The sequence below is a fragment of the Streptomyces sp. NPDC055103 genome (assembly GCF_053607625.1).
Map to the genome: position 1 here is coordinate 64,967 of NZ_JBSGTX010000031.1, position 12,884 is coordinate 77,850.

At 72.5% G+C, this 12,884-nt stretch carries 15 protein-coding genes; 7 read left to right on the forward strand and 8 right to left on the reverse strand.

The window, feature by feature from the left end:
- Window positions 1-11: 11 nt before the first annotated feature.
- Window positions 12-725: a peptidyl-tRNA hydrolase gene (locus tag ACWFR1_RS20690; protein ID WP_453553165.1), complete on the reverse strand. Its 714-nt coding sequence runs from the start codon at window positions 723-725 to the stop codon at window positions 12-14.
- Between the two features lie 275 nt (window positions 726-1,000).
- On the opposite strand from ACWFR1_RS20690, the gene ACWFR1_RS20695 reads away from it, so the two are divergent.
- The 3 genes from ACWFR1_RS20695 to ACWFR1_RS20705 are packed head-to-tail and all read left to right on the forward strand — an operon-like array spanning window position 1,001 to window position 2,723.
- The gene (locus tag ACWFR1_RS20695; RefSeq protein WP_453553167.1) at window positions 1,001-1,852 is read left to right on the forward strand and encodes an ABC transporter ATP-binding protein; all 852 of its coding nucleotides are present in this window, start codon (window positions 1,001-1,003) and stop codon (window positions 1,850-1,852) included.
- Window positions 1,849-2,499, forward strand: a complete 651-nt coding sequence (locus ACWFR1_RS20700; RefSeq protein WP_453553169.1) for an ABC transporter — start codon at window positions 1,849-1,851, stop codon at window positions 2,497-2,499. Before ACWFR1_RS20695 ends, ACWFR1_RS20700 begins: the two co-directional genes overlap by 4 nt.
- A 29-nt stretch (window positions 2,500-2,528) precedes the next feature.
- The gene (locus ACWFR1_RS20705; RefSeq protein WP_453553171.1) at window positions 2,529-2,723 is read left to right on the forward strand and encodes a hypothetical protein; all 195 of its coding nucleotides are present in this window, start codon (window positions 2,529-2,531) and stop codon (window positions 2,721-2,723) included.
- Between the two features lie 23 nt (window positions 2,724-2,746).
- Here the strand turns inward: ACWFR1_RS20705 and ACWFR1_RS20710 are convergent, their stop codons facing one another.
- The 7 genes from ACWFR1_RS20710 to zapE all read right to left on the reverse strand — a co-directional run bounded on the left by ACWFR1_RS20710 (window position 2,747) and on the right by zapE (window position 9,407).
- Window positions 2,747-3,628, reverse strand: a complete 882-nt coding sequence (locus ACWFR1_RS20710; RefSeq protein ID WP_453553236.1) for a polysaccharide deacetylase family protein — start codon at window positions 3,626-3,628, stop codon at window positions 2,747-2,749.
- Between the two features lie 47 nt (window positions 3,629-3,675).
- A complete protein-coding gene (locus tag ACWFR1_RS20715; protein ID WP_453553173.1) occupies window positions 3,676-3,909 on the reverse strand; it encodes a hypothetical protein in 234 nt (77 codons plus the stop codon).
- A 49-nt stretch (window positions 3,910-3,958) separates the two neighbouring features.
- Window positions 3,959-4,858, reverse strand: a complete 900-nt coding sequence (locus ACWFR1_RS20720) for a PPK2 family polyphosphate kinase (protein ID WP_453553175.1) — start codon at window positions 4,856-4,858, stop codon at window positions 3,959-3,961.
- Window positions 4,782-6,218 (reverse strand): nucleobase:cation symporter-2 family protein, encoded by a 1,437-nt coding sequence (locus ACWFR1_RS20725; RefSeq protein WP_453553177.1) that lies wholly within the window; start codon window positions 6,216-6,218, stop codon window positions 4,782-4,784. The genes ACWFR1_RS20720 and ACWFR1_RS20725 overlap by 77 nt, the downstream gene beginning before the upstream one ends.
- Window positions 6,219-6,328: 110 nt before the next feature.
- Entirely contained in the window at window positions 6,329-7,696 is a 1,368-nt protein-coding gene (locus ACWFR1_RS20730; protein WP_453553179.1) for an alkaline phosphatase PhoX, read from the reverse strand.
- Window positions 7,697-7,861: 165 nt separating this feature from the next.
- On the reverse strand, window positions 7,862-8,287 hold the full coding sequence (locus tag ACWFR1_RS20735; protein WP_317600151.1) for an OsmC family protein: 426 nt from the start codon (window positions 8,285-8,287) through the stop codon (window positions 7,862-7,864).
- A 34-nt stretch (window positions 8,288-8,321) separates the two neighbouring features.
- On the reverse strand, window positions 8,322-9,407 hold the full coding sequence (gene zapE / locus ACWFR1_RS20740) for a cell division protein ZapE (RefSeq protein ID WP_453553181.1): 1,086 nt from the start codon (window positions 9,405-9,407) through the stop codon (window positions 8,322-8,324).
- A 36-nt stretch (window positions 9,408-9,443) separates the two neighbouring features.
- Between zapE and ACWFR1_RS20745 the strand changes: the two genes are divergently transcribed.
- The 4 genes from ACWFR1_RS20745 (at window position 9,444) to msrB (ending at window position 12,833) form a co-directional block, all read left to right on the forward strand.
- Window positions 9,444-10,277, forward strand: a complete 834-nt coding sequence (locus ACWFR1_RS20745; protein ID WP_453553183.1) for a pyrimidine reductase family protein — start codon at window positions 9,444-9,446, stop codon at window positions 10,275-10,277.
- 105 nt (window positions 10,278-10,382) lie between these two features.
- Window positions 10,383-10,856, forward strand: coding sequence for an indole-3-glycerol phosphate synthase (locus ACWFR1_RS20750; protein ID WP_453553185.1), 474 nt, complete (start codon window positions 10,383-10,385; stop codon window positions 10,854-10,856).
- 155 nt (window positions 10,857-11,011) lie between these two features.
- Entirely contained in the window at window positions 11,012-12,403 is a 1,392-nt protein-coding gene (gene murC, locus ACWFR1_RS20755) for a UDP-N-acetylmuramate--L-alanine ligase (protein ID WP_453553187.1), read from the forward strand.
- Between the two features lie 22 nt (window positions 12,404-12,425).
- Window positions 12,426-12,833 carry a peptide-methionine (R)-S-oxide reductase MsrB gene (msrB, locus tag ACWFR1_RS20760; RefSeq protein ID WP_453553189.1) on the forward strand — a complete coding sequence of 136 codons (408 nt, stop codon included), beginning with the start codon at window positions 12,426-12,428 and terminating at the stop codon, window positions 12,831-12,833.
- The last annotated feature ends 51 nt before the right edge of the window (window positions 12,834-12,884 follow it).

Below are 12,884 nucleotides of genomic sequence, written 5' to 3' on the forward strand. Positions count from 1 at the left end.
GCCTCAGTCTGCTACGGCTGTCGCAGCCGCAGGTGAGAAGCGAAGAGACGGCTTCCCTCGGAGACGACCGTCTTCCCGGGGGCGATCTCCGTGAACCCGGCGTCCCGGACGACCGGCAGCCCGCTGTCGGCCGCCGTGAGCGCGGCCCAGTGCTCGGGCGTCGCGGTGCGCACGGCGAGCGGGAAGCCCGCCTCCTGCCAGGCCTTCCGGTCCGTGTCGGCCATCGCCCACCACAGCAGCTGCGCGCCGTGCCCGGCCTGCGCCATCGTCTTGCCCGCCGACATGTCGAGTCCGGGGTTGATCCAGAGCACCACGGCCCCGTCCGCCACGGGACCGGGCGCGGCCGGGTCGTCGAGGTCGGTGCCCGACACCTGGAGCTTGGCCAGCTCCTTGGGCCAGCCGTCGAGCGGCACCGGCGGGAAGACCCGTACTTCCGCCTCCTCGCCGGTCACCGTGATGCCCGGGAGCGCTCCGGCCTTCCGCCACTCCGCGCCGCGCGCCCGGCGCACGACCTTGCGGATCCGGGCGTCCTGCCAGTCCGTCATGGCCTGCGCCCACTCGCCCTCGTCGAGCGAACGGTCGTCGGTGAGGATCTCCAGGACGGCCCGCGCGGCGGTCTCCAGGGCGTCGGTACGCGACGGGGGCGCGTCGCGCTCGATCCGTACGACCAGGGGGAGGACGAACTGGGGCTTCTCATCGCGGAGGTCGGTCTCTTCACTGCTCACCCGGGCAAGTCTGCCACCGCGGTGACGCGCGCCCGACGGCCGGACCCGCCGCGGTGACGCGCGCCCGACGGCCGGACCCGCCGCGGTGACGCCCGCCCGACGGCCGGACCCGCCGCGGTGACGCCCGCCCGACGGCCGGACCCGCCGCGGAGGACGCACGACCGGCGGGGAACCCGGCGGGGATTCTTGTGGGAGGCGGAGCTTCCGGGTCAGGATGCCCTGAGATCGGGCACGTGAGGTCCGGCGATCGAGGGTGGACATGTGAGGTCGGATACGTGAGGTTGGAGCAGGTCGGACGCCGGTACGGACCGCGCGGGCCGTGGGTCCTGCGTGGGGCCGTCCTCGGCCTGCCCGCCGCCACCCTCGTCCGGGTCGTCGGCACCAACGGCACCGGCAAGTCGACACTGCTCCGGCTGGTCGCCGGGATCGACGCCCCGAGCGAGGGCCGGATCACCGGCCGCCCGCCCCGCACCGCGTACGTCCCCGAGCGCTTCCCCGCCGCCCTGCCCTTCACGGCCGGCGACTACCTGGTCCACCTGGGCCGCGTCCAGGGCCTCGGCCGGGCGACGGCCAGGGCCCGGGCGGCGGAGTGGCTGGAGCGCTTCGGGGCCGGCGAGCACGCCCGTACCGAACTGACCGAACTCTCCAAGGGCACCAGCCAGAAGGTCGCCGTCGCCCAGGCCCTGATCGCGGACCCGGACCTCCTCGTCCTCGACGAGGCCTGGACCGGCCTCGACACCACCGCCCGCACCGCACTCGACCGCGCCGTCCGGGAACGGGTCGCGGCGGGCGGCACGGCCGTCTTCGTCGAACACGACCCGCGCCGCCTCGCGGGGGAGCCGGACGAGGTGTACGCCGTGGAGTCGGGCGCGGTACGCGCCGTGGCGGCAGCGGCGGGGGAAACGCCGCCGACCCCTCGGGTCCGGATCACCGCCACCGGCGGCAAGCCCCTCCCGGAGGGCCTGCCGGGAGCGCCCGCCGCCGAGTCCCCGGACCCGGACGACGCCGCGCGCCCCCTCGTCCTGACCGTCGACGCGGCGCACTCCGACGCCCTGCTCGCGGTGCTCCTCGCCGCCTCCTGGCACATCCACCACCTGAGTACGGAAGAAGGCGCGGTACGGGTATGACGGCGCTCCTGCGCTACCAGTCGGCTCTGCTGCTCCGCTCCCAGCGCTGGCTCGCACCCCTCCTCCTGTACGCGGCCTTCCTCGCCGTCGGCGTCCGCGCGGGCGAACCCGTGCTGGGCGCGCTCGGCTTCGCGGCGGCGGGTCTGCTTCCGGTGACGGCCTGGTGCGTACGGATCTGCCTCACCCAGGAACCGTCCGCCGCCCGGAACGTGGTCGCCGCGGCGGCCGGCCGGAGCCGCGTCCACCTCGCGGCGCTCCTCACCGGGACCGCCCTGCCGGGGCTCCTGGGCGTGGTCGCCGTCCTCGGTCTGACCGCGATCGGGAACCGGCGCGGGGTCGGTCCGCTCGCCGCCGCGGGCGCCGGGCTTCTCGCGACGGCGGCCTGCGTCCTGACGGGCGCCGCCGTCGGCGCCCTGGCCGCCCGGCCGTTCCTCAAGGGCACCGGCTGGTCGGTCACGGCCCTCGTCACCGGCTCGCTCCTTGCCCTCGTCACCACGGGTTCCCCGGCGAAGCACGCCCTGACCGCCCTGGTCACCGGGTCCCGCACGGCGACCGCGCAGCTGCCGTGGCTCGCGTGCGCCGGCGCGATGCTGCTCGCGGCGGCGACGGCGGCCCTCGCCTGCCGGGCCACGGCACGCCTGGAATGAGCGGGCCCGGAGTGAGTACGCTCGACGGCATGACCGAGTCGACGTCGTACTGCGACGGCACCCCTCAGCCCGCCGGCCCGAAGCCCGAACCGGCGGCCGAGGGACCGTTCGCCTCGTGTGTGCTGTGCCAGGAGCCGACCGAGTACCCGGAGACGACCAAGGGGATCACGCTCTGCCCGGTCTGCGAGTGGCAGGAGGCCCAGCGCACGGCCTGCTCGGGCTGACAGGCGCAGTCGAAGGGGTCCGCTCAGCGGCCGCCCATCAGCTCCGAGACCTTCACGAAGCGGTAGCCGCGGGCCCGCAGCTCCGGGACGATCCGGCGGATCGCCTGTTCGGTGACGGGGGCGGCGCTGCGTGTGCAGTGCATGACGACGAGCGAGCCGGGCTTCACCCCGTCGAGCACCTGCTCGGCGACGGCGTCCGGGTCCTTGGCGAAGGCGTCCCCGCTGACCACGTCCCACTGGACCGCCGTCACCCCGGCGGGGCCGAGCGCGCGCAGGGCGGCGTCGTCGTAGCAGCCGCCGGGGAAGCGGAAGTACGGGACGACGTTGACGGCCCCGGCGTCCCGGAAGGCGTCGAAGGCACGCTGCACGTCGGCCGCCATGTCGGGACCCGCGACGGTCGGGAGGCCGTAGCAGGGGGACGCGAAGGCGTAGTGGCTGTAGGAGTGGTTGGCGATCTCGAAGCGCGGGTCGCCGCCGATGGACCTGGTCTGGTCCGGGTACTCCTCCGCCCAGCGGCCCGTCATGAACACGGTGGCGTCCACCTTGAGGCGGCGCAGGGTCGCGATGAGCTGCGGGTTGTCGAAACGCTCGCCGCGCGCTGCCCGGGGGCCCTGGTCGGCCGTCATGTCGGCGTCGAAGGTGAGCGCGACGACCTTCTCGGCGCTCTTCGGGGTGTTCGCCGCCCGGCGGGAGTACACGGGGGTGAGCCCGCCGGGTCCCGGGGCCAGGGTGGGCGGCGCCGCGCGCCCTTCGGTGCGTCCGGGCGCCGGTGCGGGCCCGGCGGCGGCGGACGCCCGCGGCGCCGGGCTACGGGTGACGGCCGGCTCGGTGGACGGGGCGGTCCGGGCGGTGCCGCCACCGCCGCAGCCGACGAGAGCGGCGCCCAGGAGAGCGAACGCCGCCATCTTTCGTACAGGAATGTTCACGATCGGAAGTTAACCGATCAAAGTGACTAGCGCTCGCGACTCGACAGCAGCAGCACCCGAGTCCACGCGCTGAGCTGACGCACCATCGCCTGGGCGTGCGCGGCCCGCTCGCGGCGAAAGGGGAGGACGAGCAGCGCGGGCACGAAGGCGAGGGTGACGGCCGTCTTCGCGGAGCGGCCGGCATACGGGGAACAGCCGGTTCTCGCCGACCGGCTGTTCTCCACGATGGCGCGGCACGGCAGGCTGGAACTCCTCAGCACGGAGCCCACGTCCGAGCAGCTCAAACGCGCCGTCAGGGACTGGCGCCGCTCACGACAGCAGTAGCCGTCGCCGGCACTCGGCCACGTCGAAGTCCCCCGGCGGGTACGCCGGGTCCAACTCCTCCAGGTGTTCGAACAGCAGCTTGCTGATCGCCCAGTTCCGGTACCACTTGCGGTCCGCCGGGACCAGGTACCAGGGGGCCTCGTCCGTCGTGCAGCGTTCGAGGGTGATCTCGTACGCCTCCCGGTACGCCGGCCACACCGACCGCTCCTCGATGTCGCCGGGGTTGAACTTCCAGTGCTTCTGGGGGTTGTCCAGGCGTTCCAGGAGCCGGTTGCGCTGCTCCTCGTACGAGAGGTGCAGGAAGACCTTGACGATCGTCACCCCGTCGTCGGCGAGGGACTTCTCGAACTGGTTGATCTGGCTGTAGCGGCGCGAGAGCTGCGCGCGCGGGGCCAGGTCGCGGACGCGTCCGATGAGGACGTCCTCGTAGTGCGAGCGGTCGAAGATGCCGATCTCGCCGGGCTGGGGGAGCGCCTTCGTGATCCTCCAGAGGAACGGGTGGTTCCGCTCCTCCGGGGTCGGGGCCTTGAAGGCGTGGATGCGGCAGCCGGACGGGTTGAAGAGGCCGATGACGTGCTTGACCGTGCCGCCCTTGCCGCTGGTGTCCATGCCCTGGAGGACCAGGAGGAGCCGTCGCCGGTCGCCCGCCGTGCTCGACGCGTACAGCCGGTCCTGGAGGTCCGCGAGGCGCGGCGCGAGGGCGGCGGTGGCGGCCAGACCGGCCGCCTTGTCGGCGGGGCCGGCGGGGATCCCCGAGGCGTCGTACGCGGTGAGGTCGAGCCGCTCGCCCTCGGGGACGCGCAGCACGTCACGCAGGGGTGCGTCCGGCTGCTTCCGCTGTTCCGGCCGCTTCCCGTCGTCCTTCGTCCTCTTGTTCTTCGCCACCTCGTGAGCCTTCCGCCGCGCCGCTCCTGCTTCCCCGATCCTGCGACGGAACCAGGTCGCCCGCGACCCCGGACCGCGTGTGGTGGAAGAGGAGGTTCAGCAGGAAGGCGGCGAGGGCCGCGCTCGTGATGCCGCTGCCCAGGATGATGCGGGACCAGGCGGGGAAGCCGTCGTAGATCCCGTCCGCGACCTCCGGCAGCAGTCCGACGCCCAGCGCGACCGCCGCGACCGTCAGGTTGTGCCCCTGGTCGAGGTCGACCCGGCGCAGGGTGTTCACCCCGACCATGGTGACCGTCGCGAAGAGCACGAGGCCCGCCGCGCCGACGACCGGCCCGGGGAGCGCGGCGACGACGGCGCCGAGCCGGGGGACGAGGCCGAGGACGACGAGGACGCCGCCGGCGACGGCGGTGACGTACCGGCTGGCGACCTTGGTGATGCCGATCAGACCGACGTTCTGCGAGAAGACCGTGTCCATGAAGGAGTTCATCGCTCCGCCGAGGACACCGGAGACCCCGTCCGCCGCCAGACCGCGTGCCAGGTCCTTGCCGGTGACCGGGCGGCCGGTGGCCTCGCCGACCGCGAGCATCGCGGCCGTCGACTCCGTGAAGATCACCAGCATCACCACGCACATCGCGATGACGGCGGTCGGCGGGAACTGCGGCGCCCCGAAGTGGAAGGGCGCGGCGAGGCCGATCCAGTCGGTGCCGGAGACCCGGGAGAAGTCGGTGAGCCCCATGGGTACGGCGGTGAGCGTGCCGAGCACCAGGGCTATCAGGATGCCGATCTGTCCGAGGAAGCCGCGGGCGAAGCGTGTGAACAGGACGATGAAGAGGAGGACGCCGGCCGCTAGGGCCAGCCGCTCGCCGGAGGCGTAGTCGGCGGCCTCCGGGTCGTTGCCGGTGATGAGCCCCGCGCCGACGCCGATCAGGGAGAGACCGACGACGGTGATGACCGTGCCGCTCACGAGCGGCGGGAAGAAGCGCACCAGCCGGGCGAACGGCACCGCCACGAGCAGCCCGAACAGTCCGGCCGCCAGCATCGAGCCGTACACGGCCGGCATGCCGTACTCCTGCTCGATCAGGATCATCGGCGTCACGCCCGCGAAGGTCGCCCCCGTGACGATCGGCAGCCGGATGCCGAGGACCTTCCCGACACCGAGGCTCTGGATCAGCGTGACGAGCCCCGCGATCAGCAGATCGGCGTTGATGAGGAGGGCGATGGCCGCCGGGTCGAGGCCGGCGGCGGCGCCGAAGACGAGCGGGACGGTGACGCAGCCGGTGTACATGATGAGCACGTGCTGCGCGCCGAGCGCGGCGAGCCGCCCGAACGGCGGGCGCTGGTCCACGGGGTGAAGGTTCATCCGCGCATTCACGCAAGCGTTCGTTTTCGGTGGGGGGCGGCCGCGCTACGAGAGCGTTACGCGCGCGACGCGCGTAGCGCGGCCACCCCGAGGCGAGCGCCGGTCTCAGCTCAGCACCACGGGCCCGTCACCGCGAACGTCGTCCCTGGCGTGTAGCAGTTCACGTACATCGTGGAGCCGTCGGGGGAGAAGGTGACGCCCGCGAACTCGCCCCACTCCGGGGCCTCGGGCGTCCCGATGTTGTTGGCACCCCGGGCGACCGGGTACACCTCGCCCTTCCGGCTCACCCCGTAGACGTGCTGCGCCCCGTCGCCGTCCTCGCTGACCATCAGGCCTCCGCTCGGTGTCAGACAGATGTTGTCCGGCGACTCGCCCGGCAGCTGGATGTCCGTGTCCGGGCCGAAGACGACGACGAGCGTGAGACGGCGCCGGTGCGGCTCGTACTTCCACACCTGCCCGAAGTGGGTGGCGCCGGAGCCGTCCTTGAGGCGGGCGAAGGAGGACACGAAGTACACGGCCCGCCCGCCCCAGTAACAGCCCTCCAGCTTCTGGGCGTGCGTGATGCCCTTCGGCCCGAAGTCCTGGAGCCTGATGGGCGTCTCCGTCGCCTGCGGATCGGGTACGGGGACCCACTCGACGCCCTCGAAGCGCGCGCCGGTCTCCTGGATCACGGAGAGGTCGGGCACGCCCGGCACCCGCATGGCCTCCAGGGCGCCGCCCGCGCGCAGCGAGCCGGTGCCGCCGAGGGGCTTGTGGGGGAGGAAGCGGTAGAAGAGGCCGAAGGGCCGTTGGAAGGCGTCCTCCGTCTCGTACACGATGCCGCTCGACGGGTCGACGGCGATCGCCTCGTGCTGGAAGCGGCCCATCGCGGTGAGCGGGACGGCCCCGGTGCGGTGCGGGTCGGCGCCGTCGACCTCGAAGATGAAGCCGTGGTCCTTGGTGTAGCCGTTCGTCCCGGCCCTGTCCTCGGTCTCCTCGCAGGTCAGCCAGGTGTTCCAAGGGGTGGGCCCGCCCGCGCAGTTGACGGCGGTGCCGGCGATGGCGACGCGCTCGCCGAGGACGTTGTTCCGGCCGTCGAGTTCGAGGGCCGTGCACCCGCCCTTCGCGGCCGGGTCGTACGTCAGGCCGGGGACGGTCGGGACGCCGATGCGCCCGGTGACCCGGTTCTCGTGGTTGCGGACGAGGTGCACGCGCCCGCGACGTCCGGCGAAGGCGCCCATGCCGTCGTGGTTGCTGGGGACGAGCCCCTCGCCGGAGCGGAGCGGATCGCCCTGCCGGGAGAGGACCTTGTAGTGGAAGCCGGCCGGGAGGTCGAGAAGCCCGGCGGGGTCGGGGAGGAGGGGGCCGTACCCCGCTCCGTCCCGTCCCCCGGCGGCCACCGCGCTGCCGGCGAAGAGCTCGGAGAGCGCGCCGGTGAAGGCGATCCCGGCGACGGACGCGCCGGTGCGGGAGAGGATCTGACGTCGTGTCGCGGACATGAGGCAACCCACTTTCCTGTTGGCGGACAGGGGCGACGCGCGCGTGCCGTGCGCGTGCCGTGCGCTGTGGTGACGTGTGACCCGCATGTGTGTATCACGCACTGTGGTGACACGTGAACCAAGCGGGCCACAACGGCCTCATGTGGCGCGAGAACTGATCTGCAGTCAGGCCAGTTCGGCGGTGAGTGTGATCGTCGTGCCCGTGAGCGCCTGGCTGACGGGGCAGTTCTTCTTCGCGTCCTCGGCGAGCGCCTGGAACTGGTCGGCGTCCAGGCCGGGGACCTCGCCGCGCACGGTCAGGTGGACGCCCGTGATGCCCTGGCCCGGCTGGAAGGTGACGTCCGCCTTGGTCTCCAGGCGGGCCGGCGGGGCGTCGGCCTTGGCCAGGATGTTGGAGAAGGCCATCGAGAAGCAGGAGGAGTGCGCGGCGGCGATGAGCTCCTCGGGGCTCGTCTTGCCGTTCGGCTCCTCGGTCCGGGCCGGCCAGGAGACGTCGTACGAGCCGAGGCCGGACGAGTCGAGGGTGACGACGCCGGATCCCTTGAGGAGGTCGCCCTGCCAGACGGTGTGGGCGTGACGCACGGTGGCCATGGTGGATCCCTTTCGATCGGTTTTGGCCCCCAACCTACTGCCCGACAAGCCCCTTTGCGTCGCGCGCGAGCGCGGTGAGCCGGGAGATCGCCCGGAAGTACTTCTTGCGGTATCCGCCGTTCAGCATCTCTGCGCTGAAGAGCTGGTCGAAGGGCAGCCCGGAGGCGAGGACCGGTATCTCGCGGTCGTAGAGCCGGTCGGCGAGGACGACGAGCCGGAGCGCCGTCGACTGGTCGGGGACCGGCCGGACGTCGGTGAGGCAGACCGCGGTGAGGTCGTCGGTGAGCGCGCCGTACCGGCTCGGGTGCACCTTGGCCAGGTGGTCGAGCAGGTGCGGGAAGTCGTCGAGGGAGGCGCCCGGCGTCGCGTACGCGGTCTCCGTGACGACCTGGTCGGAGTACGGGGCGGGGGCCTCGGGCAGGCCGCGGTGGCGGTAGTCCTCGCCGTCGATGCGCAGCGGCATGAAGTGCGCGGAGAGGCCCTGGATCTCGCGGAGGAAGTCGGCGGCGGCGAAGCGGCCCTCGCCGAGCTTGCCGGGGAGGGTGTTGGAGGTGGCGGCGAGCGCCACGCCCGCCTCGACGAGCTTGCCGAGGAGGCTGGAGACGAGGACGGTGTCGCCCGGGTCGTCGAGCTCGAACTCGTCGATGCAGAGGAGGCGGTGCTCGCTGAGGGTCTTCACGGTCTGCTGGAAGCCGAGCGCGCCGACCAGGTTCGTCAGCTCGACGAAGGTGCCGAAAGCTTTCAGCGAGGGCTCGGCGGGGGTCGCGTGCCAGAGGGAGGCCAGCAGGTGTGTCTTGCCGACGCCGTACCCGCCGTCGAGGTAGACCCCGCGCGGCCCGCTCGGGGCGGCCGGCTTCCTGGCGAACCAGCGGCGCTTCCCGGCTCCGGTGGCGTGCGCTCCGCCCAGGCCCTCGGCGAACTGGCTCAGCGCCTTGACGGCGTCCGTCTGGCTGGGCTGGTTCGGGTCCGGCAGATACGTGTCGAAACGTACGGAGTCGAAGCGCGGCGGCGGCACCATCTCCGCGACGAGACGGTCTGCGGGGACGTGGGGCTCTCGGGAGCAGAGCGAGAGCGGGGCCGCTTCGGTGGAAGCCGCTTCGGTGAGGGCGTGGGTCGACACAGTTCCCCACTGTAAGCGCCATGTCAGACTGCGAGGATGCGACGCCTGCTCCCTGTGACGGACATGACAGCCCACGAGACCGCCGCGGGGGAGGCCGTCACGGGCCTCTCCGGGCCGGGGACTCCCGCCTCGAACGAGCTTCCGGCCGGTGGCCGTGAGTGGTCCCTCGACGAGCTGGCCGAGGCCTACGCGTACCCGGAGGGTGACGCTCCGTGGCTGCGGGCCAACATGGTCTCGTCCCTCGACGGGGCCGGCCAGCACGAGGGCCGCTCCCAGCCGCTCTCCTCCGACGCGGACATGCGGATCTTCGGCACCCTGCGCGGGCTCGCCGATGTGGTCGTCGTGGGTGCGGAAACGGTTCGCCTGGAGGGCTACCGCCCCGCCAGGGCGCGGGAGGCCTTCGCCGCCCGCCGGGCCGCCGCCGGCCAGGGGCCCGCGCCCGTGATCGCCGTGGTCACCGCCTCCCTCGACCTCGACTTCTCGCTGCCGCTCTTCACGGAGCCGCTCGTGCCGACGCTGATCCTCACGGGGGCCGCCGCGGCCCCCGACCGCGTACGGGCGGCCGAGAGGGCGGGCGCCGAGGTGCTGGTCGCGGGCGAGGGGGCCGCGGTGGAGCCGGCCCGTGCGGTGGCGGCCCTCGCGGAGCGCGGGCTGCGCCGCCAGCTGACCGAGGGCGGCCCCCGGCTGCTCGGCCAGTTCGTGGCGGCCGGGGTCCTCGACGAGCTCTGTCTGACGCTCTCGCCGACGATGACGGCGGGTGACGCCCAGCGGATCGCCGGAGGCCCTTCGGTGGCCGTCCCGACACGCTTTGCCGTGGCTTCCGTGCTGGAGCAGGACGGCTTCCTCTTCACCCGCTACCGTCGGATCTGACAATCGGCGGAATTTGTCGTTCCGCTTTCCGTCCGCTGGGCACACTTATGTCGCAGACCCCGTGCGGGCACGGGGAAGGATGGTTTCCGCAGAAGGGCTCCTGAGGTGTTCACAAGCGTTCTGATGATCGAGAAGCCCCTGACGTCCGTCGACGTGGAGTTCGTCACCACGCTGCACGGCGACGAGGGCGTGTCCTTCATCGTCCTTATGCAGCCACGTGGTGACCAGGCCGATGTGCTGTTGCGTGCCATCGACGACGTCGCCATGGGCGAACTGAAGGAAGCCGCCCACGAGGGCGGGGAACCGGAGGGCAAGGCCGCCCGGATCCCCGCCGAGGAGGCCCTGGAGTACTCGCTCCAGGCCCTGAGAGACGCCGGCTGCGAAGCGGTCGGCCAGGTCGTCGAGGACCACCCGCTCACCAAGATGAAGGCGGTGGTCGAGGAGGCGGAGGCGGACGAGGTGATCGTTCTCACCGCTCCGCACTACGTGGAGGAGTTCTTCCACCGGGACTGGGCCTCCCGGGCCCGCCACAAGGTGGGCGTACCCGTGCTGAAGCTCTTCGCCCACAGCGAGGAGTAAGGAACACCGAAGGTCCGTGTCCGCGCCCCGTGCAGGGGGCGCGGACACGGCGCTCCCTCCGAACCCCGTGCCCCGGGCCGCCCGGCGCGAGCCACTAGGCTGGTCCTTCCAGTACGAAGCACGACACAGCAAGACGCACCCGGGGAGAGATCCGCATGGCACCCGCCATCCCTGCCGCCATGGAACGGCCGCACTTCATCGGCATCGGCGGTGCCGGAATGTCGGGCATCGCGAAGATCCTCGCCCAGCGCGGCGCCAAGGTCGCCGGCAGCGACGCCAAGGAGTCCCCGACCGCCGACGCCCTCCGCACCCTCGGCGCCACGGTGCACATCGGCCACGCCGCCGAGCACCTCGCCGACGACGCCTCCGCCGTCGTCGTCTCCAGCGCCATCCGCGCCGACAACCCCGAGCTGGCCCGCGCCGCCGAGCTCGGCATCCCCGTCGTGCACCGCTCCGACGCGCTCGCCTCCCTGATGGACGACCTGCGCGCGATCGCGGTCGCCGGCACACACGGCAAGACGACGACCACCTCGATGCTGGCCGTCGCCCTCACCGAGCTCGGCCTCGACCCCTCGTACGCCATCGGCGGCGACCTCGCGGGCCCCGGCACCAACGCCCGCCACGGCTCCGGAGACGTCTTCGTCGCCGAGGCCGACGAGAGCGACCGCAGCTTCCAGAAGTACGACCCCGAGGTCGCGATCGTCCTCAACGTCGAGCTGGACCACCACGCGAACTACGCCTCCATGGACGAGATCTACGAGTCCTTCGAGGCCTTCACCGCCAAGATCCGCCCCGGGGGCACGCTGGTCGTCGGCGAGCACTCCGGCGCCCGCGAGCTGGCCCGCCGCGTCGCGGACCGCGACGGCCTGCACATCGTCACGGTCGGCGAGTCCGAGGACTCCGACGCCCGCATCCTGAAGATCGCCCCGAACGGCATGAAGAGCGAGGTCGTCGTCCTCCTCGACGGCGTCGAGCACACCTTCACCGTCTCGGTCCCCGGCCGCCACTACGCCCACAACGCCGCCGCGGCCCTCGCCGCCGGCGCGCGCGTCGGCATCGACCCGGCCGAGCTGGCCCAGGCCCTCACCGCCTACACCGGCGTCGGCCGCCGCCTCCAGCTCAAGGGCGAGGCCGCGGGCGTCCAGGTCATCGACTCGTACGCGCACCACCCCACCGAGATGACCGCCGACCTGGAGGCCATGCGGGGCGCCGCCGGAGGCTCGCGCCTGCTCGTCGTCTTCCAGCCCCACCTCTTCTCCCGCACCCAGGAGCTCGGCAAGGAGATGGGCGACGCCCTGGCCCTCGCCGACGCCTCGGTCGTCCTCGACATCTACCCGGCCCGCGAGGACCCGATCCCCGGGATCACCAGCGAGCTGATCATCGCCGCCGCCCGGCGGGCCGGCGCCGACGTCACGGCCGTCCACGACAAGGCGACTGTCCCGGAGGTCGTCGCGGGAATGGCCAAGCCCGGCGATCTCGTTCTGACCATGGGCGCGGGCGACGTCACGGACCTCGGACCCCGCATCCTGGACCACCTGACGAGCTGATTCAGCCGCTGAGGAGCGAGCGATGTCGTACGAGATCGAGAAGCCGGACGAGCAGTGGCGCGCGGAGCTCACTCCGGCGGAGTACCAGGTACTGCGCCAGGCGGGCACCGAGCCCGCCTTCCGCGGGGAGTACACGGACACGAAGACGAAGGGCGTGTACTCCTGCCGGGCCTGCGGCGCGGAGCTCTTCACGTCGAACGAGAAGTTCGAGTCGCACTGCGGCTGGCCGTCGTTCTTCGACCCCAAGGACTCCGCCGCGGTCGAGCTGATCGACGACCGCTCCCACGGCATGGTCCGCACCGAGGTCCGCTGCTCGCGCTGCGGTTCGCACCTGGGCCATGTCTTCGAGGGCGAGGGCTACGCCACCCCGACGGACCAGCGGTACTGCATCAACTCGATCTCGCTGCGCCTGGAGCCGGAAGAGGGCTGACCGCGCCTCCGGCCCCTGGAACCCGTACGCCCCGTCAGGCGTCCCCTGTGG